Source organism: Limosilactobacillus viscerum, from assembly GCF_947387525.1.
GTDB classification, from domain to species: domain Bacteria; phylum Bacillota; class Bacilli; order Lactobacillales; family Lactobacillaceae; genus Limosilactobacillus; species Limosilactobacillus viscerum.
In genome coordinates this window covers 1-17,522 of the sequence record NZ_CANDNW010000015.1, presented here as the reverse complement: position 1 = coordinate 17,522, position 17,522 = coordinate 1, and the positions used below count along the sequence as shown (strand labels likewise).

Genomic DNA, 17,522 nt, shown 5'->3' with positions numbered 1-17,522 from the left:
CCCCTAGAAAAAAGAGGTCGGGTATTAACTCGACCTCTTAAACTTTTAATTTTACTAGCCATTAAGACCGTTCCGGATGATTTCAAGTGGGTTTAACCACGTACCATCATTCGTGAATGACTTGGCCAAAGCGATATTGAAGTTGTGTTGACGGGTAATACCAATGTGAACGTGCGAAGTATCACGGTTACCGATCACATCACCAACCTCAATCTTTTGACCCGGCGTTACGGTAATGTTACCACGGTTAGAGAAGGCTTCTTGGTAAACAACCAGGTATTCACCAGTATCTTCAAGAACGTACCAGTCAAGACCAGCAGTGTAACCAACCCCAACGATCGTACCACTGTGAATGGCATGAACTTGCGTACCAGGGTGGTCGTAAGCACCAAAGTCAAGGCCATCGTGGAAACCATTTTGACGGAATTGACCACCAGGGTTAACTCCGAATAATTGAGCACCCATAAAGTGACCTTCACCAACAGCTGGGAATGGCCATGCCCACCGGTTGTTGTGGATTGAAATAGTATCAGAAGTGATGTCAACATAGTTACCGTTACCAGCGGCATCATCAGTAAGACGGTCAATCACCTTTACAGTATGGTGGTCCAATTGTGATGGGATAGTAAAGCCAAGCTGGAAACCAGACTTATTACTATTCAAAATCGTTGGATATGCTGATGCTACATCATTCCGTGTCCGGTTAACATCTAATACTTGTTGACGGTACAACTCTTGACCAGTATTTGCATCAGTAAAGATCAAGAATTGGTATGGCTTGCTTGCAGATTGATCACTTGCATGCCAACCACTGACATAGATACCAGTATCTGAAACCTGAATGGCATCAAAAGCACCAGCATTTGATGCGTAAGTCTTACTGTACTGATCATCGTAGTTAGAATTACCACCTTCATCGCTGGAGAAGCGCAGGATAATTTGCATATTCCCAGTGATGGAAGCCGGATTAAGGTTAATTGTAGTATTAAAACCACTCTTTAGACTACCGTAAATATCGCCACGTACCCTAGCAACATCGCTACGATTAGTCAGTGTTAGTTTTTGACGAGCAACTTCTTTTCCGTTGTTAAGAACAATTGCGTATGCGTTTTGACGGCCCTTAGAATAATCGCTAGCCATCCAACCAGCAATGTGTAAGCCATTATTTGTAATGGAAATACTGTCAAAGCTATAATCTCGTTGATTCAACTTCTTTGCAGCAAACCAGTAATCAGTATACTGGCCACCACCACCATTTCCACTAGCACTGGTAGAATAACGACTAATTAATGAGTACGAGTGACCAGCTTGTAAATTAACATTGCTCAAGTCAAACGTACCACTAAAGCCTGACCGACCCGCGGTTGTAACTGAAGGGTAAGCTTTTGCCACATCTGAACGAGTGGTGTTCGTAACTTTAATTGAGGCAACCTGCTTACTGTCAGTATTGTCATATAAAATCAAGAAATGATTATTCTCGAGCTTAGAGATATCATCAGCGTGCCAACCAGAAACAGTAAGATGTTCACCGTCACTCAAATTAAAGCTATCCAATGAAGCTTGGTTGGTGTAATTACCGTTAGTTATTGGTGTAAAGTAATAGTCAACGTTCTTACCACTACCATCAGCCTTAGTGCCATAACGGCTAACAACTTGTAACTGGTGGTTCAAATTCAAATCACTTAAATTAAAGCTAACACTAAAGCCAGATTTTGCAGCATTATCCACATCTGGATAAACTCTTGCCACATCCGGACGATTCGTATTGGTTACTTGCTGACTAGCAACAACCTTGTTTGTGGTTTGGTCATAGATAAAGATAATATGGTAAGGCTTATCAGCCGCTTGATTAGTAGCATTCCATCCACTAATTTGCAATTTTCCATCCTTAACAACAACAGCATCCAAACTAGCATGATTATTTTTATCAAATGTAATTGGGGCAAACCAAAAGTCACTAGCATTACCATTTCCAGCAGGATCAGTAGTATACCGACTAATAAATGAGATTGAATCAGCATTGGCAAGACTTGCTGCAGGTAAATCCATGCTTACATTAAAGCCTGATTGGGCAGCACCATAAACATTATGAGCACGCTGGACATCGGGCCGACTAATAGGGTCAGTAATTTGAGTACGAGCAATTTCGGACTTTGTAGTATTGTCATAAGCAATTAAGTAGTGATATTGCTTGCCCTGTGAGTTGTTAGTAGCATGCCAACCACTAATTTGAACTTGACCATCATCACCAACCTTAACCGAATCCAGGTTAGCGTAATTACCATGATCATTAACATTGTAACTAGCTTGCTGACTACTACTTGTGTTAGTAGTCGTAGTAGTTGAATTATTGTTTTGACTGGTATTTACTACAGCCGCATTTGCGGTTTGCGTAACTGCGGTTTGGTTTGCAGAATTATCTGTAGTACTTTCGTTAGTACTATTCTCAATATTGTTATTATTTGCGTTACTTGCGCTACCTTCAGTATTCATTGTAGCTGTAGTTTGCGCATCAGTTTGTTTTTGGTTAGTATTATCAATCTGATTAGCGGAAACCTTACCGTGCATTAAGAAAAGTGCACTACCACAAACAGTGATTGTTGGTAAAATTTTGCTTTTGAAATTCTTAAGGTTAAAAATAATGTTTTCCTCCAAAACGTCAAACTTTGGTTGACTTATTAACGCTAATAATAAAGATATACGTGATCGAGGAAGATTGCAACTTTTAATAAAAACATTAAAAAGTTGCTAGAAGCCCTAAATGATAAGCTTTCTAGCAACTTTTTCGACTTATTTAGTTAATATTTTTTAAAAATCCTGTAACACGGCAGCAACATTAATCTTTTGATGATTTCTTTCTAATCAGTTTTTGAGCATCACTTAAAATTGAGGCTCTAGTAATCGCAAGACCGAGGAAATAAATTCCTACTCCCACGACTACTTCAAGTATTAAGTTTGAAATCGTCATATTAATGATTAAACAGATTCTGTTAACAACAAAATACATAATCAATCCACACAGAAAATACTTCCACTCTTCCCTAAATAGCCGCCGTCGACTAATTGTGTGTCGAATCATCATCAATTGGCTTGCCGTAACTAAAAATTCAGAACAGACTGTTGCTACAGCAGCCCCATTTGCACCCCAACCTCCGATTAAGAAGAGGTTAAAAATAACATTGCTAACCGCACCAATCGTAATTGACGTGGTGTATTCCTTAACCCGGTTAACTGGCATTAAATACTGGGTCCCTGTTACATTACTCCAGGCAATTAGAACAATAATTGGTGATTCCAGGAACATTATCCGTCCAGTGAGACCAAAGTCAGCGCCTAAGAACCATGGGGCAAACTTAGCCGAAATCGCCATCACACCGAACATCATCGGTACCGAAATTGCCGAGACAAAGTTAAAAGACGAGTAAAGGCTTGAGCGAACCCCCTTAACATCACCCTTAGCAAATTTATTTGCCACATGGGGTAGCATAACGGTTCCTGTCGCAGTCACAACAGCTAATACAAATTTAACAATCTTATCAGCTTGACCAAAGTTACCAAGGGCTGCTTGTGTTGACATTCGCCCTAGCATTAAACGGTTTAATACGAGATAAACCTGGGTTGTAATTGTGGGAATAAACAGTAACAAGGCCGGATAAAAGTGCTTAAATGGGTGCCATTCACTAATTTTCACCCAAATTACATTATCCTTAAGGTAAGGCCACAGGGTTAAGTTCCCAATTAATTGGGCACCACCAAGAATTAAAATGTATTTACCTAAATCACCAACATCCTTAACTACTGCAAAAATCAACGCAATTGATGCAAGCTTTACAATGGTATTTCTAGCAACGGTTACTTTAAAGTTTTCTAACCCCATAAAATACCATGAAACATCCAATCCCGTTGCAATAATCCAAACACCCTGCAGCAAGAAATAATGTTGAAAAGTAGTACTAAAGAGAAAAACTGCAACTAAATAAGCAACCAGGGAAACGGAAACAGTTAACATTTGGAGTGCCTCCACCCCCCAAAAGGTTCGTGAACGCTCATAAATATTTTCACGATTATATGCTATTTCACGGTTACCATACAGGGTAATTCCCATCTGTCCCATCAGGTAGAAAAAAGTTACCCAGCTGTTGGTATATTCATTGATTCCGACACCATGAGCTCCCAATACACGTGAAATATAGGGAACCGTAATCAGCGGAATCAACATGTTTAATATTTGGTAACCAGCATTGTACAGATAATTTTTAATTACCTTCATGTTTTAATCGTCAAACTCCTTTGCAACAGTCTTTAATGCTGCAGCAATAACTTGATCCATGTTGTAGTAGCGGTACTGGCCAAGACGACCACCAAAGATAATATTTGGTTGTTTTTCAGCTAACTTTTGGTACTGAGCGTAAAGTTGATTATTCTCCTTATTATTAACTGGATAATAAGGTTCATCCCCCCGGTGCCAGTCAGCAGGATATTCCCGGGTAACAATCGTCTTATTCTTATCACCCTTACCAAATTCAAAGTGCTTATGTTCGATCACCCGGGTATACGGTGTTTCGGCATCGGTATAATTGATAACCGCGTTCCCCTGGTAGTTGCCAACCGGCTTTTCTTCAGTTTCAAAACGGAGACTCCGGTATTGTAGTTCACCCAGTTGGTAATCAAAGAATTGGTCAATCGGACCAGTGAAGACTACTTTGTCAGCACTAGCAATATATTCATCTTTCTGATCATAAAAGTCTGCGTTGACTTCAACATCAATTAGATCGCTTGCCAGCATCTTTTCAACAATCTGGGTGTAGCCGCCAATCGGAATTCCTTGATAACTATCATTGAAGTAATTGTTATCATAAGTCAGCCGAACAGGTAGACGGCGAATGATAAAAGCAGGTAATTCGGTTGCCTTTTGTCCCCACTGCTTCTCGGTATAACCCTTAATTAGCTTTTCATAAATATCACGGCCAATTAATGAAATAGCTTGCTCCTCTAAGTTTTGTGGTTCTTTGCCATCCATTTCTTGACGTTGTTCATTAATCTTAGCCATCGCTTCTTCTGGCGTCCGCACACCCCACATTTTATTAAAGGTGTTCATGTTGAATGGTAGGTTGTACATTTCACCCTTGTAGTTAGCAACCGGGCTATTCGTGTAGCGATTAAATTCAGCAAATTGGTTTACGTAATCCCAGACCTTCTTATTAGAAGTATGGAAAATATGAGCACCATACTGGTGAACTTGAATACCATCAACTTCCTTGGTATAGATATTTCCAGCGATATGAGGACGCTTTTCAATTACCTTTACGTGTTTACCACGCTTTGCAGCCTCGTAAGCAAAAGTAGCGCCAAATAGGCCCGCGCCAACAACTAAGTAGTCGTACTTTTTCATAAGATATTCTCCTCATCAGTTTTACTATAACTATACAAGTATTTTACTATTGTTTTAAATATCAGCAACTACCCTTCTTAGCATTGAATGGTAGTCTCTATTAGTGTTAAAATGCATTATGATTTAGTCATAATATTGCTTATTAAACAATATTGTAGACGAGCAATTCTTGCAAATGCTATAATTATACTATTAAACATACGATTAGTATAGTTACAGTGAATTTACAAATAGGAGAGACATTTCACATGAAGAAATTACAACGTTTGGTTTTCTCTGGTTTGGCAGTCTTAACTTTAACTTTCGGATTAGCTGGCTGTGGCTCTAATAACCACAATTCTTCAAAGTCATCTACTTCAAAAGATAAGGTGACTAAGGTTGAAAAGCACAAGAATAGTGATAAAAAGCAATCTTCTTCTAAGTCCAGTAAAGCTAAAAGCAGTAGCGATGAGAATGATGAAAACACTAGCATTTCAAGCAGTAACAGTAGCGTAACTACTAACAGTCAAAGTTCCACTAGTTCTTCCTCATCAAGCCAAAAGGTTAGCCAAAAGCAACTTGGCTTAAGTGACGTTGCTGTATGGACTGATGAGAATGGTGTTACCCACCACGTTGATAGTGATGGGATGGACCGGCAAACTTCACCAAACCAATCAGGTACTACTTACAAGGATTGGTCAGGTAGTCTGCCAAGCAATGCTCAAATTGTAAAGCAAAACTAAATTCGATAATAAAAAAGGTTCCAAACAATTGGAACCTTTTTTATTTACCTGGTAAGAAATCCGCTCGTTTACCTTGAATATTTCTCATTCCATCTCTAAAACCTTGATTGCAAATATATAACGTTTTTCTCCTAATTCCTTTGTAGCGTTTAGAAAAAATAACTTCAAGATCAAACTTCAGTTGATGCCATACTAAGTATAAGTTTAGAAGTTTCCAATTCGAGTGTTTCTTTCGCATCAATATAATATTACGTTTTCCATAATAGTTCTTCCAATTAATGTTAACAATTGCGGTATCTTTTTTTACTGTTTTATGAACAATCACCGCCTCGGAAACATTTAGTACATTGGTAAGTTTACGTACACGTAACGAGTATTCAGTGTCATCATAATAAATAAAATATTCTTTATTTGGTAAACCAATTTTCTTTAAGATGCCAACACTAATTACACAACCCACAAATGAAAAGGTATCAAGCCAGAAATTGTGAGAGTAGTCTGAAACTGGAACGTCCAATTCTTTTAACCATTTTCTATTAACTATCCGACGGCGATGATCGGTCTGAATAGTACCATCTTCATAAACAACCGTTCCACAAAATGCCTGGCACTTTGGATGTTGATTAACTGCCTGATCAATGAGTTCAAAATAATTTGACTGATAAAAAGCATCGTCATCGGAAATAGACAAATAATCAAAATTTTCGGAGAACTTCATTGCTCTTTTGATACCATAATAAAACCCACCGGAACCACCATAATTTTTATCCATTCGTTTGTAGTCAATTAATGGGTTATCAAGTAATTGTTCCTTCTTTAATAATTCTGGTGTGCCATCCGTCGAACAGTTATCAATTAGAAAAATCTTCTGGGGCTTTTTAGTTTGATTTAACAGACATTTTAAAGCACCAACTAATTTTTCTTTGCGATTAAATGTTACAATTACAGAAGCGTATTTCATAATATATCTCCAAATTAATTGTTTTAACTCTACAAAACATGCTAGTGCCTTAAATTTTTAAGTACTAGCATGTTTTTATTTTGCCTAATCAGCTATAACTCTATTTATTATTACGTAAGTATTCAATCTGTGGATTAAACTTGAAGCCTTTTACTGTTGAGTTCCAAATAATTTGGAGCCGTTGCTTCTTATTATCCTTAGCTTTGAAAATAACTCGTAGAATATGGAGAATCGTCTTTAAAACTAGATGAACCCATCCGCTTAACCCTTCACGACGATAAACATATACTTCATTACGATAGGCAAAACAGTAGCGATTAAACCGCTCAGGAACATCGCCAACAATGTTACTTCCTGTATTAGACTTACACTTATGAATAATAATACTCTTAGGAATAAAGTAGGCTGGATAACTACGCGAAATACGTCGCGAAAATTCTAAATCATCAGCCCAAATAAAAAACTCCTTTATCGGCAGCCCCACTTTTTTAACAACCGCTACGGGAACAAAGAAGGAAACAAAGGTCCCCATGATAATCTGCTTAGGTGCTCCGTCAAAGTCAGCAAGTTTATGGTTTAATGACACCTTTGGTACATTCATTTTGCATAACGATTGGTCTTTCCATAGCACCTTACTAGATAAGAAACCAAACTTTCCTAACTTGCGGGCAGCGTTTATCAGCTCTTCAAGGGCGGTTGGGGTCGGAATTGAATCATCATCCATTAGCCATAGGTAATCATCACCTAATTCTGCACCCTTTTTGACACCAAATTGAAAGCCACCAGCACCACCAAGGTTAGCCCCCGTATTAATATATTTAACTTGTGAATCCGCGTATTCTTTAACAAGTGCATCAGTGCCATCAGTACTTGCATTATCAATAATTAAAATATCCAATTCACGGTAAGTTTGACCTAGTAAGGCCTCAATACACTCTTTTAATAACTTTTTTCGATTATAGGTAACTATTATTGCCGCTACACGTTTACTCATAAATAAACCACCAAATCTTATTACTATGAAGTTAGTCTTTTGCTAACTTAAACTTCCGCCATATTTGATGTTTAAGTAGTTTAATTGGTGGCACTACCATCAGTCCTAACTTACTCCTGGTGTCCCAAGTGGTAATTGTCGTACTAATCGTTGGAAAATCATTACCATATCGTTTAGCGATTTCACGACCAGTTTGTACATACTGCCAATTTTCCGAACTACCAGTAGAGTAGTGCCACATTCGCGCGGGAACAACATAGTTTTTACGACCATTAAGCAAGGCCACTAAACACTGTTCAACCGCGTACATATGCCAACCTTTAATATCCGAGAATGGATGTGATTCGCAGAAGTCACTCTCCATTACAAAAAAGCACTCATCAACCGTTTGAACTTCAGTCACCTTATCAATTAACTTTCCGAAGCGGTGGGGTGGATTATCATGCACAATTGACGTTACCAGCGTTGACTTATGGTGATGAACTTCAGAAGGACAGCCAGAAACCCCGGCCACCCCTAAGTCATCAAGTTGAACAATCTGAGCTAGGGCGTCGTGCAAAGCATTCTTATCTAAGAAACGCATATCTGGGTGGAGAAAAACAAGGTAATCACCATGAGCTTTTTTCATTGCACTATTATAAGCCTCACGTGCAGATGAAAATTGATTGTTATCATTGTTTACCTTTATTAATTCATAGTTAACACCCTCTTGCGACTTTAAGCTTTCCTTAAAACCTTGATAAATTTTTTCTTTATTAACTATTGTAATAATTGAAAATAATGTTTTATCGTTAACCATTTTCCTCATTAACCTTAATATAAAATTTTGAAATCAAATTAACCGACTCCAGGTCTCGTCCACAAAGCAAATAATTAATCCGACCATTCCACCTAGTGCTAAACCAACAGCAACGTACTTCTTTGTATGAGGAGTAGTAACTTGATTAGTATCTTTCATTGTAGCAGGAGCCAACAGTCTAACTGTACCAGCTCCTGGTTGAATTGACGGCAAGTTTGTCTTCATTGCTTTTGCTGCAGCATTAGTAATCTTAACTGCAGCAGACTTGCTAGAAGCCTTAGCCTCAACAGTGAGAACTAGAGTTTGTTGTGATACCTTGCTGTCAAGCATGCTATTAATATCATCAGATGAGTACTTCTTCTTCATTTGAGAAGGCAAGTAATTACGAGCAGCCTTAGAAATAATCGGATCTTCAATAATCTTACTGTATGTATCCATCATTTGTTGATCAGCAGAATTAAAATTATTATTCGAGTTTCTCTCTTCATGGATAGCGTGCGAAATTACCATGGACCGCCTGGCAATGTAAAAAGTATTCTGACGGTGCTTAGCTAAGCCAAACATTCCTGCACCACCCAATAACATCATTACCAAAACAATGATAATGTATTTTAAAAATATTTTTGACTTGCTATTATTTGCTATCATGATTTCCTCCAGATTTATCTATCTTTTTATTAATGGTAAGCATCGGCACCACCGCTAATAATGCAAACAAGAAAGGATTATAACTTAGGTCAAGTAGATGTTGCTCAACAATACAATGCAAACCTATTAGCATAATAATTGCTGCTAAGGCATATTCTCGATTTAATGTTGAACGGTAAGCAATAGCTGTCATACAAATGACTATTAGTACTCCCAAAATCAACCCATAAATAATCACTAACCGCATATATGATGAATCAATATAAAAATATGAGAAGTTTAATTTATAGAAATTTTTGAGTCCTTTAACGCCTCCCCAGCCATTTTCATGAACATGTTGTCCAAAAAATGAAATCCCATATTTAGCCAATGCCTTATGAGATAATCCTAAACGTCCCGAAAGTATTCTATCTAATATATTAAATATTCGACTCGGATTATATAACCATGCTAATAAGAGTGTTGAATAAGCAGCTAATGGAGCAATCATCCAATAAAACGAAGCAATTCCACGTGATATTACGTTACCATTACTTGCTAGCTGTGCAACCCAAATAATTGGAATAGTCAATAAAATCAACACACATGAGTTTCGAGCTTGTGTTACTTCATACAGCACAACATCTAGAAATGCAACAATTGCATATGAACGCCATGTTAAGTTTTTAAAAAATAGGTAGTAATAAGCTAGCAATAAGTAAAAAGCATAGGCTCCAGTATCTGTTGGATAACCAATTCCTAGAGAATGCCGGTGGAAGTCTTTCCTCATGTAAACCGCATCCTTAACAAGATTAGCTTGCGAAATAATAATCGTCCCAAGTAATAGAATCCCAATTGTTACAAAAAAGAGCTTTATTATTTCACGAAAGTTAACGTTCCTAGCACCAAGTATGAAACTAACATAAAGTAATATATCAGTATTCCTTGATAATCGCCAACTAATTATCGCTAATATCAAAACCATCGACTTACCAATAATTTCTTTTAAGTTGCAATAATCTAATGCATATATTTTCACGAACAGTGCAACAATCGCTAAATAAATAAGCCGGTGAACCATTTTGCTAGGAATCATTGGTACATAATTACTAGCAAGGAGAAAGGATAAGATACTTGCATAAACAAAAGTGCAATAATATAATCTCTTACCAATCTCTTCCTGATTGTTAAATAATCTTATTTTCATAATTATCCTTCTAATTGAATCTAACGACACTGTCCCTCATAAACTACTTTTTCTCTTTAATAATATAAATTGGGCGATGCTTTGTCTGCATATAGATCCGGCCAATATAGCGACCAACAATTCCGAGACAAAAAAGTTGAACACCACCAATAAAGAGCATGATACAGACCATTGACGCCCAACCAAACGCGCTACTATTTGGAACAACAAAATGTCGAATAACTATAAATATTATTCCAATAACAGCAATGAAGGCCGAAATGCCACCAGTCCAGGTAGCAATTGCCAGAGGTGCTTCAGAGAAATCAGTAATTCCGTCAATTGCATACTTAAATAATTTCCAAGTTGACCAGTCAGTCGTACCGGCAACCCGTTCAACATTCTTATAGGGAAGGTACTTCGTCTTAAAGCCAACCCAGTTAAAAATCCCCTTTGAAAACCGGTTATATTCTGTTAATGACAAAACAGCATTAACCATTTGCCGCGTCATCATCCGGTAGTCACGAGCACCAGAAACAATCTTAGTATCGGAAATTTTATTAATTACGTTGTAAAACTGATCACTTAAGAAGGACTTAAACTTAGCTTCACCCTTCCGGTCAGTTCTTCGCATCCCCACACAATCGTATTCACCGGTTGAAACTTCATGGTACATCTCTGGCAGGTATTCAGGTGGGTCTTGCAGGTCAACATCCATTACCACGACATAATCGCCCGTTGCCGCTTTAAGCCCCGCATACAGTCCTGCCTCCTTACCAAAGTTCCGGGAAAATGAGACATAGTGTACATGCTCTGGATCCTGGTCATGAAGCTTACGTAATTCATCGAGCGTCTGGTCTGCCGAGCCATCGTTGACAAACCAGTATTCAACCTCAACCGGCATTTTCTTAACAACTTTCTCTACCGCGGGGTAAAAAAGCGGGATTGCTTCCTGCTCGTTATAACACGGTACAACTATTGACAGCTTTGTCACAAAAGAGCCTCCCTACTTTGACTATGCGTGACCAGTAATTTTACGAAGGATAAACTTACCACCCTTTTTAAACCAATTGGTATGCTCCATAAAGACATACTTAACCTCAACGGTAGAGTATTGTGAATTCTTATCCAGCCAGACATCAAGTAATAATTCACTCAAAAAACCATATACTCGTTTTTCATAGGTTGAATAACTACTGATGTCCGTTTGTTTCTCAACTTCCGCTAAGACATCAAACATCCAAGTACAATACTCATTTAAGGGTTGCTTCTTCATAACAAACATATTGAACATGTGCGCCCAAGTCCGCTTCATTACCTTTTCAAAAGAAGGCAAATATTCCGGATACTTTTCCGTAATAACTTTCCGCATTACTTCAAAGGGTTCGTGATGGTGCGCATGTAGGTAATGAGATTCATTACTTTCAATGTAGTAGTTTCGCTTTGGTGGCAAAATAATATCATGATTAGCTAATAGAGCTTCTGCCTGTTGCCGTGATAAGACATCATTCAAATCCTTACGGTGGTTCATACTAAGGTAACGACGGTAGTGAACCAAACCCATCGCATCTAAGTCAAGGTTCTTCCACCCCCAATAAATTGCCGTCAGCTCATTATAGGTGGGGTTCTTAGCAGAGATATTATCTCCTGTATTATCACCTTGAAAAGTATGGTTAACATCAGGATGGATCTCTTTGCCAACGAACACTGGCAGGTAGAGGTCATCCTTAGGCATTGCATAATTCTTATGTGCAGCTACTAATACTTTTACGTCCACTGTTGTTCTCCCATTTCATTAATATGCCCCATTAGGCACAATCATAATTTTAACCGTTTCAAACATAATCTTAAGATCAAGCCAAATTGACCGTTCTTGAATATATGTCAGGTCAAGTTCGACCATCTCAGCAAAGTCAACGTCATTTCGGCCACCAACCTGCCACATTCCTGTCGCACCCGGCTTTACCATCAACCGTTGCTTATCATAATCAGAATATTGAGCTACTTCACTAACTAGCGGTGGCCGTGGTCCAACAATTGTCATTGAACCGCCGATCACGTTGATCAACTGAGGTAGCTCATCCAAACTATATTTACGGATAAAATGACCCACTTTGGTAATTCGTGGGTCATTTTTCATTTTAAACATTGCACCACTAACTTCATTTTTAGCCTGTAATTCCGCTAAAAGCTCGTCAGCATTCGTTACCATTGAACGAAATTTATACATTTTAAAGTGCTTGCCATCTTTACCGACCCGAGTCTGGGAATAGAATACCGGCCCCTTCGGATCATCCACTTTAATGCAGATGGCAATAATCAAAAAGACAGGACTCAGTATCACCACCGCAATTGAAGAAGCAACAATATCAAATAGCCGCTTAATAAACCGGTAGCCGTACTGGTGATTCAGTTTTTGCTCATTAATATGAATACTTGTATTCTTCATTTTCCGTTCTCTTCTATAAAGTAATATATCTAATTAATAATACCAGTAAATGAACACTTATGAAAGGTCTTCCTCGTTTTCGGCCAACCATTGCTGAACGGCATCAAGGTCAAAGCCTTTCCGGAACATTGCCTGCTTAAAACGCCGCTCACGGTCCATCCCCGTATAGCGCCGGTAACGGTGCCAGACTTTTGTAGCCTGGTTTGCCAGCAATTCCGCCTGTTGATCCGGATCTTCTTCGGGGATTACTTGGTCCTTTATTTGATCGTACAGGTCACCACTGTAGCCCTTAGTCAACAACCCCTGCCGTACCTTCTGCTCTTGTCGAAAAGTTGGCTGGTGGTGGTAGCGTTTAAAGAGCTTTTTCGCCAGCTTACTAGCATTTTCCAACTGGTCTTCCGCCGTAAAGTTTTGCAGTGCCGCCTCAATATCATTCTCCCCAACCTTCTTCAAGCGAAGGTGCTGACGAATGACTCCCGGCCCCTTCAAACTCGTCGTCATCATTGTCTGGACATACGAAATTGCGTACTGGTGGTCATCAACTAGTCGCCGTTCCCGCAATTTTGTCATAATCGGCGGAATAAATTCTTCAGGTGTCGCCAAGTCATGAAGCTTTTTTACCACTTCACTTTCCGACCGCATCTGATAAGACAAGTAATCCAAAATTTTGGAATAAGCCTGTGCCTGTTGGTCCGCAGTAGTAATCACCTTAACCTGGTCTTTATCAAGTTCCATCCCCTTCATCAGGCGAAACTTAACCAAGACACTTTCGGCCACTGGGAAGGCATACTTGCCATCTAAATAAACATTATAGCGGCCCTTCCGCTTTTGCGCTTCAATTTTTGAAATCTTCGCCATTTTTTAAAAATTCCCCCTTCATTTTTTCACCGCTCATTCGTTTATATAAGTGTAAGCAGTGATCACCACTTACCAAATACAAAACAAAGGAGTGCTCAGCATGAGTATGGAACGTCAATTTAAGTCAGCAAAGGTACAACTAACCCTCGTTGGGGACAAGCATCCTAAGGGGGTCAAGCGCCTCTTTAACAATGCCGCCGCCAACCTTACTAGTGACCAACTGACCTTAGTAAGCAGCGCCATCGAAAGCTTGACCGCCGAAAAGTGTACTGCCACTAATATTATTACTACCGAAGAATTAGTTACCGAATAAATCTAAGAAAGGAAGTTCTCTCACATGAAGACTCTTAATTTAACTTTCAAGGGCAGCCTTGGTAAGAAACACCTCTTGAAGCTTAGCTACGCCAGTGAAAACCTCTCCGCCGAAACCGTCCGCGAGGCAATGGAAAAGATTGCCGCCGCCCATGCCTTCACTAAGGGCGATGACGTGATGTACGTTACGCCAGTTTCGGCTAAGTACGTCGACACTGTTTCTACCGTTATCTTTAATGATGAGGCAAAAGTAGCTTAGTTTTACACAAACTGGGAGACTAGGAAGAAGATTCATTTCCTTCCTGGTCTCCTTTTTCGAGTATCACGATAGTAATTCGGTTCCCCCACCAAGAGTCGGAGAAATCTCTTATTTATGCTCTTTCTTCTTATTAAATAAGTCCTCGGCATCAACCAATTGCCAGAAGTGTTCCCGCTCTTCAAGTGTTCCCTCATGTGCTTCCTGGAGGGTCGCATTAATAACTGCCCCCAGCATAATGACATATCCTGAAAGGTCAAGCCAAATCATCATTGCAATAAAAGCCCCAATCGTCCGGTACGAGGTAACACCGTGCTTGAATAAAATCGTGTAGTAGGAAAACAGTCGTGACAGTCCCATCCACATCAACGAAACAATAAATGCACCACTTGCAGCATATCGTAACCGCACCTTTGCATTAGGAACAAAGTAGTACAGCAAAGTCATCGCAATAAACAGGACCGCCAATGTTACTGGCCACCGCAGAGAACTGAAGATCGAAATGTAGCGCCGGTTGAATTGAAAAAGTGGCTGAATACTGTTCAGCACCTGCTCACCAAAACCGTATAAGAGGATAATTGTAAAGATGAGTACAAGAACCACGATCATCCAGATAAAGGAAACAACCCGGTTAATAACCGGATTCTGGTTACGGGCTACATCATAGGTCAAATTAACTGACCGCTGAAAAGCAGCAATCCCCTGGCTGGTAGACCAGAGAGCAATTAAGGCCCCGGTGGTCAGCAGTCCTCCACTCCCCCGTTGAAGGAAGTCGAAGATCAGCGGCTTAATAAAGCTGTAGACTGATGATGGGACAGCGGTCTGTAAGTAGCTAAGAACCGTTTTTGCATCAATTCCCACCATTGGCAGAAGGTTTCCAACCACCAAGACCGCGGGAAAAATCGATAGAAGCGTATAGTAAGCCAACATCGCCGCTGAACTCGAAATCTGCGCCATGGTGAAGTGCCGCATGAACAGCATGATAAAATTCTTCAGTTTTCCTGGCTCATTCTTCACATTCCTACTCCCTCTGATAATATAGGGCTATTATAGCAAAAAAGGACCGGTGACGCTCGCGTCGCTGGTCTCTTTTAATATTACAATTTTCAAATTTAATTTTGTACTTGCCGCTTCTTGGCTGCAAAGTGGTAGAAGACTAAGGCCACAATTGCAAAGAAGATTGGTCCAGCAAGTGTCCAGAATGCGGTTTGGTAATCCTTTTCCAGTAATGGTTGGATAAAGGTAAATGCAATACCGACAATCAGGATTAATTCAACGAAGATAACTAAGATGTCAGTCCAGAACCGGTTCTTAAATGCAACGAATGGCCGGTCGAGGTCCTTCTTCGCCTTAAAGAATGGAAAGGCACCAATTAAGAAGAGGTATGGGAAACAGGTTGAAACATTGGCCATATCAGTCAGGATCAGGTAGAACTTTTGGGCGGCAGAACCACCAAAGGCAACCAGGAAGACGATGACACAAACGATCACTGCTTGAACCCACATTGCGTTTGCAGGCATTCCCGCCTTGTTCAGCTTAGTCAGCTTCTTTGGCCATAATTCTGGGTTTGAACCCAGGATGAAGGCCTTGATTGGTGAGTACAGTAAGATAAAGAGCGCACCCAAGAAACCTAATGTCTGAGCTAAGGCAACAATCCGGGTCATGATTACACCACAGGTTAATGCAGCAGCATGGGACCAACCAAGTGAGTTGCCAAGGGCAATCCCTAAGTAGTTGAATGCCACGTAAGTAACGTTCCCCAAGTTAACATTACTCTTGGTCAGGTCTTGTTGGTAGTTGATTGACCAACCGAGCATGAAGATCATCAGAACATAGGCACCGATGGTAAAGATGCTGGCAATGATCAAGCCACGTGGGAAAGTCTTTTCAGGGTTCTTCATACTATCAGTAACGGAACCAAGTGATTCCATCCCACCATAGGCGAAGATTGCATAAACAACAAAGGAAATAATTGCAATTGGGCTTTGGAATTGTGGGTTAGGTGAAGTGATGAATGAACTTGCACCATGAATTGGTTGAGCCAAAGCACCTTTGTTCGCAATCAAAACAATAAAGCTGACAACTACGAAGATGATGTTAACGGCAATGGTGAAAATACCACCAAGTGAACCAACCTTCGCAATGGAGTTAATCCCCCGTGAACTCAGGTAGGTGATGACCAAGATCATGATGATCCCTAAGACACCAATGAACTGGGTCGAAGTTAAACCAAAGGCATGCCATTGCTGAGTGGTATCCTTACCAAAAATCAATGCAGAAAAAGTAATCCAAATCCGTGAAGCGGTGGAAACCATCCACACGATCCAGGACGCCAACCAAACGAAGGTCCCCACAAAGGCAACCCGTTCACCAACAGAACCGGCCAGCCAAGAATAAATACCACCCTTGGCTTCCTTGAAGGTTGAACCATATTCGGCCATCATTAAACCGCATGGGAAGAAGAAACAAATCCCCGCCAATGCGTACCAGATAATACTACCGTAGCCCATTTGCAGGTAGGCGTTTGAAACATTACCAAATCCGAAGATGGCGGTAATGATCATCGTCACCAGGCCGAAGGTAGTAATTACCTTTTTATTACCACTATTCTCATCCATAAAAGTGCCTCCAAAAAAATTTACAAAAATAATAATTGCATTAAAAATAATTAACAAGGTTAAGTATAGTCGTCTTTTTGCATAATAAAAGAGATTATACCGCTTTATAATCAAATTCTAATGCAAATATTCATCTTTTGCTAGTGATTTATGCATTTATTAGTGGTAAAACGTTGATATGGAGTCTTTCAAACGTATAAAGATGCATTTACGGGTTGTGCATATTTTTTCAGGTGAACTGTGATTCTTTTAATTTGCTTGTCTTTATTTAATTTGGCAGATTGTAAAATATAAGTTGAACATTTAAGTGGACAAGAAAACCCATAAAGGTCTTTAATGGTGTTACCA

General features: G+C 39.6%; 17 protein-coding genes. 3 read left to right on the top strand and 14 right to left on the bottom strand.

The window, feature by feature from the left end; all coding sequences use genetic code 11:
- Positions 1-54 precede the first annotated feature (54 nt).
- The 3 genes from QOS07_RS05605 to glf form a co-directional block, all read right to left on the bottom strand.
- A complete protein-coding gene (locus QOS07_RS05605) occupies positions 55-2,568 on the bottom strand; it encodes a M23 family metallopeptidase (protein WP_283588004.1) in 2,514 nt (837 codons plus the stop codon).
- Positions 2,569-2,836: 268 nt separating this feature from the next.
- A complete protein-coding gene (locus QOS07_RS05600; RefSeq protein WP_283588003.1) occupies positions 2,837-4,270 on the bottom strand; it encodes an oligosaccharide flippase family protein in 1,434 nt (477 codons plus the stop codon).
- A 3-nt stretch (positions 4,271-4,273) separates the two neighbouring features.
- Complete coding sequence (gene glf / locus QOS07_RS05595; protein WP_283588002.1) at positions 4,274-5,392, bottom strand: UDP-galactopyranose mutase; 1,119 nt, start codon at positions 5,390-5,392, stop codon at positions 4,274-4,276.
- A gap of 248 nt (positions 5,393-5,640) precedes the next feature.
- Between glf and QOS07_RS05590 the strand changes: the two genes are divergently transcribed.
- Complete coding sequence (locus tag QOS07_RS05590) at positions 5,641-6,114, top strand: hypothetical protein (protein WP_283588001.1); 474 nt, start codon at positions 5,641-5,643, stop codon at positions 6,112-6,114.
- 40 nt (positions 6,115-6,154) lie between these two features.
- Here the strand turns inward: QOS07_RS05590 and QOS07_RS05585 are convergent, their stop codons facing one another.
- The 9 genes from QOS07_RS05585 to recX form a co-directional block, all read right to left on the bottom strand.
- Positions 6,155-7,075 (bottom strand): glycosyltransferase, encoded by a 921-nt coding sequence (locus QOS07_RS05585; RefSeq protein WP_283588000.1) that lies wholly within the window; start codon positions 7,073-7,075, stop codon positions 6,155-6,157.
- A 100-nt stretch (positions 7,076-7,175) separates the two neighbouring features.
- Positions 7,176-8,069 carry a glycosyltransferase family 2 protein gene (locus QOS07_RS05580; RefSeq protein WP_283587999.1) on the bottom strand — a complete coding sequence of 298 codons (894 nt, stop codon included), beginning with the start codon at positions 8,067-8,069 and terminating at the stop codon, positions 7,176-7,178.
- Between the two features lie 31 nt (positions 8,070-8,100).
- On the bottom strand, positions 8,101-8,868 hold the full coding sequence (locus tag QOS07_RS05575) for a glycosyltransferase (protein WP_283587998.1): 768 nt from the start codon (positions 8,866-8,868) through the stop codon (positions 8,101-8,103).
- A gap of 33 nt (positions 8,869-8,901) precedes the next feature.
- Positions 8,902-9,516 carry a YveK family protein gene (locus tag QOS07_RS05570; RefSeq protein WP_283587997.1) on the bottom strand — a complete coding sequence of 205 codons (615 nt, stop codon included), beginning with the start codon at positions 9,514-9,516 and terminating at the stop codon, positions 8,902-8,904.
- Positions 9,503-10,702, bottom strand: coding sequence for a hypothetical protein (locus tag QOS07_RS05565; protein ID WP_283587996.1), 1,200 nt, complete (start codon positions 10,700-10,702; stop codon positions 9,503-9,505). Before QOS07_RS05565 ends, QOS07_RS05570 begins: the two co-directional genes overlap by 14 nt.
- 43 nt (positions 10,703-10,745) lie before the next feature.
- Positions 10,746-11,675 carry a glycosyltransferase family 2 protein gene (locus tag QOS07_RS05560; RefSeq protein ID WP_283587995.1) on the bottom strand — a complete coding sequence of 310 codons (930 nt, stop codon included), beginning with the start codon at positions 11,673-11,675 and terminating at the stop codon, positions 10,746-10,748.
- A 21-nt stretch (positions 11,676-11,696) separates the two neighbouring features.
- Positions 11,697-12,458, bottom strand: a complete 762-nt coding sequence (locus QOS07_RS05555) for a DUF4422 domain-containing protein (RefSeq protein ID WP_283587994.1) — start codon at positions 12,456-12,458, stop codon at positions 11,697-11,699.
- An 18-nt stretch (positions 12,459-12,476) separates the two neighbouring features.
- Positions 12,477-13,130: a sugar transferase gene (locus QOS07_RS05550; protein WP_283587993.1), complete on the bottom strand. Its 654-nt coding sequence runs from the start codon at positions 13,128-13,130 to the stop codon at positions 12,477-12,479.
- 57 nt (positions 13,131-13,187) lie between these two features.
- Entirely contained in the window at positions 13,188-13,988 is an 801-nt protein-coding gene (recX, locus tag QOS07_RS05545; RefSeq protein ID WP_283587992.1) for a recombination regulator RecX, read from the bottom strand.
- Positions 13,989-14,088: 100 nt separating this feature from the next.
- Here recX and QOS07_RS05540 point away from each other — a divergent pair, with 100 nt between their 5' ends.
- Both QOS07_RS05540 and QOS07_RS05535 read left to right on the top strand, forming a co-directional pair.
- Positions 14,089-14,301, top strand: coding sequence for a DUF1659 domain-containing protein (locus tag QOS07_RS05540; RefSeq protein ID WP_283587991.1), 213 nt, complete (start codon positions 14,089-14,091; stop codon positions 14,299-14,301).
- A 24-nt stretch (positions 14,302-14,325) separates the two neighbouring features.
- A complete protein-coding gene (locus QOS07_RS05535) occupies positions 14,326-14,559 on the top strand; it encodes a DUF2922 domain-containing protein (RefSeq protein ID WP_283587990.1) in 234 nt (77 codons plus the stop codon).
- A 108-nt stretch (positions 14,560-14,667) separates the two neighbouring features.
- On the opposite strand, the gene QOS07_RS05530 is transcribed toward QOS07_RS05535, so the two are convergent.
- A complete protein-coding gene (locus QOS07_RS05530; protein ID WP_283587989.1) occupies positions 14,668-15,573 on the bottom strand; it encodes a YihY/virulence factor BrkB family protein in 906 nt (301 codons plus the stop codon).
- A gap of 95 nt (positions 15,574-15,668) precedes the next feature.
- Positions 15,669-17,174 carry a glutamate/gamma-aminobutyrate family transporter YjeM gene (gene yjeM / locus QOS07_RS05525; RefSeq protein WP_283587988.1) on the bottom strand — a complete coding sequence of 502 codons (1,506 nt, stop codon included), beginning with the start codon at positions 17,172-17,174 and terminating at the stop codon, positions 15,669-15,671.
- Positions 17,175-17,522: the final 348 nt, after the last annotated feature.

Excerpts from the sequence above, each read along its gene's own strand:
- QOS07_RS05605 (WP_283588004.1), bottom strand. The coding sequence starts at position 2,568 with ATGCACGGTAAGGTTTCCGCTAATCAGATTGATAATACTAACCAAAAA.
- QOS07_RS05600 (WP_283588003.1), bottom strand. The coding sequence starts at position 4,270 with ATGAAGGTAATTAAAAATTATCTGTACAATGCTGGTTACCAAATATTA.
- glf (WP_283588002.1), bottom strand. The coding sequence starts at position 5,392 with ATGAAAAAGTACGACTACTTAGTTGTTGGCGCGGGCCTATTTGGCGCT.
- QOS07_RS05590 (WP_283588001.1), top strand. The coding sequence starts at position 5,641 with ATGAAGAAATTACAACGTTTGGTTTTCTCTGGTTTGGCAGTCTTAACT.
- QOS07_RS05585 (WP_283588000.1), bottom strand. The coding sequence starts at position 7,075 with ATGAAATACGCTTCTGTAATTGTAACATTTAATCGCAAAGAAAAATTA.
- QOS07_RS05580 (WP_283587999.1), bottom strand. The coding sequence starts at position 8,069 with ATGAGTAAACGTGTAGCGGCAATAATAGTTACCTATAATCGAAAAAAG.
- QOS07_RS05575 (WP_283587998.1), bottom strand. The coding sequence starts at position 8,868 with ATGGTTAACGATAAAACATTATTTTCAATTATTACAATAGTTAATAAA.
- QOS07_RS05570 (WP_283587997.1), bottom strand. The coding sequence starts at position 9,516 with ATGATAGCAAATAATAGCAAGTCAAAAATATTTTTAAAATACATTATC.
- QOS07_RS05565 (WP_283587996.1), bottom strand. The coding sequence starts at position 10,702 with ATGAAAATAAGATTATTTAACAATCAGGAAGAGATTGGTAAGAGATTA.
- QOS07_RS05550 (WP_283587993.1), bottom strand. The coding sequence starts at position 13,130 with ATGAAGAATACAAGTATTCATATTAATGAGCAAAAACTGAATCACCAG.
- recX (WP_283587992.1), bottom strand. The coding sequence starts at position 13,988 with ATGGCGAAGATTTCAAAAATTGAAGCGCAAAAGCGGAAGGGCCGCTAT.
- QOS07_RS05540 (WP_283587991.1), top strand. The coding sequence starts at position 14,089 with ATGAGTATGGAACGTCAATTTAAGTCAGCAAAGGTACAACTAACCCTC.
- QOS07_RS05535 (WP_283587990.1), top strand. The coding sequence starts at position 14,326 with ATGAAGACTCTTAATTTAACTTTCAAGGGCAGCCTTGGTAAGAAACAC.
- yjeM (WP_283587988.1), bottom strand. The coding sequence starts at position 17,174 with ATGGATGAGAATAGTGGTAATAAAAAGGTAATTACTACCTTCGGCCTG.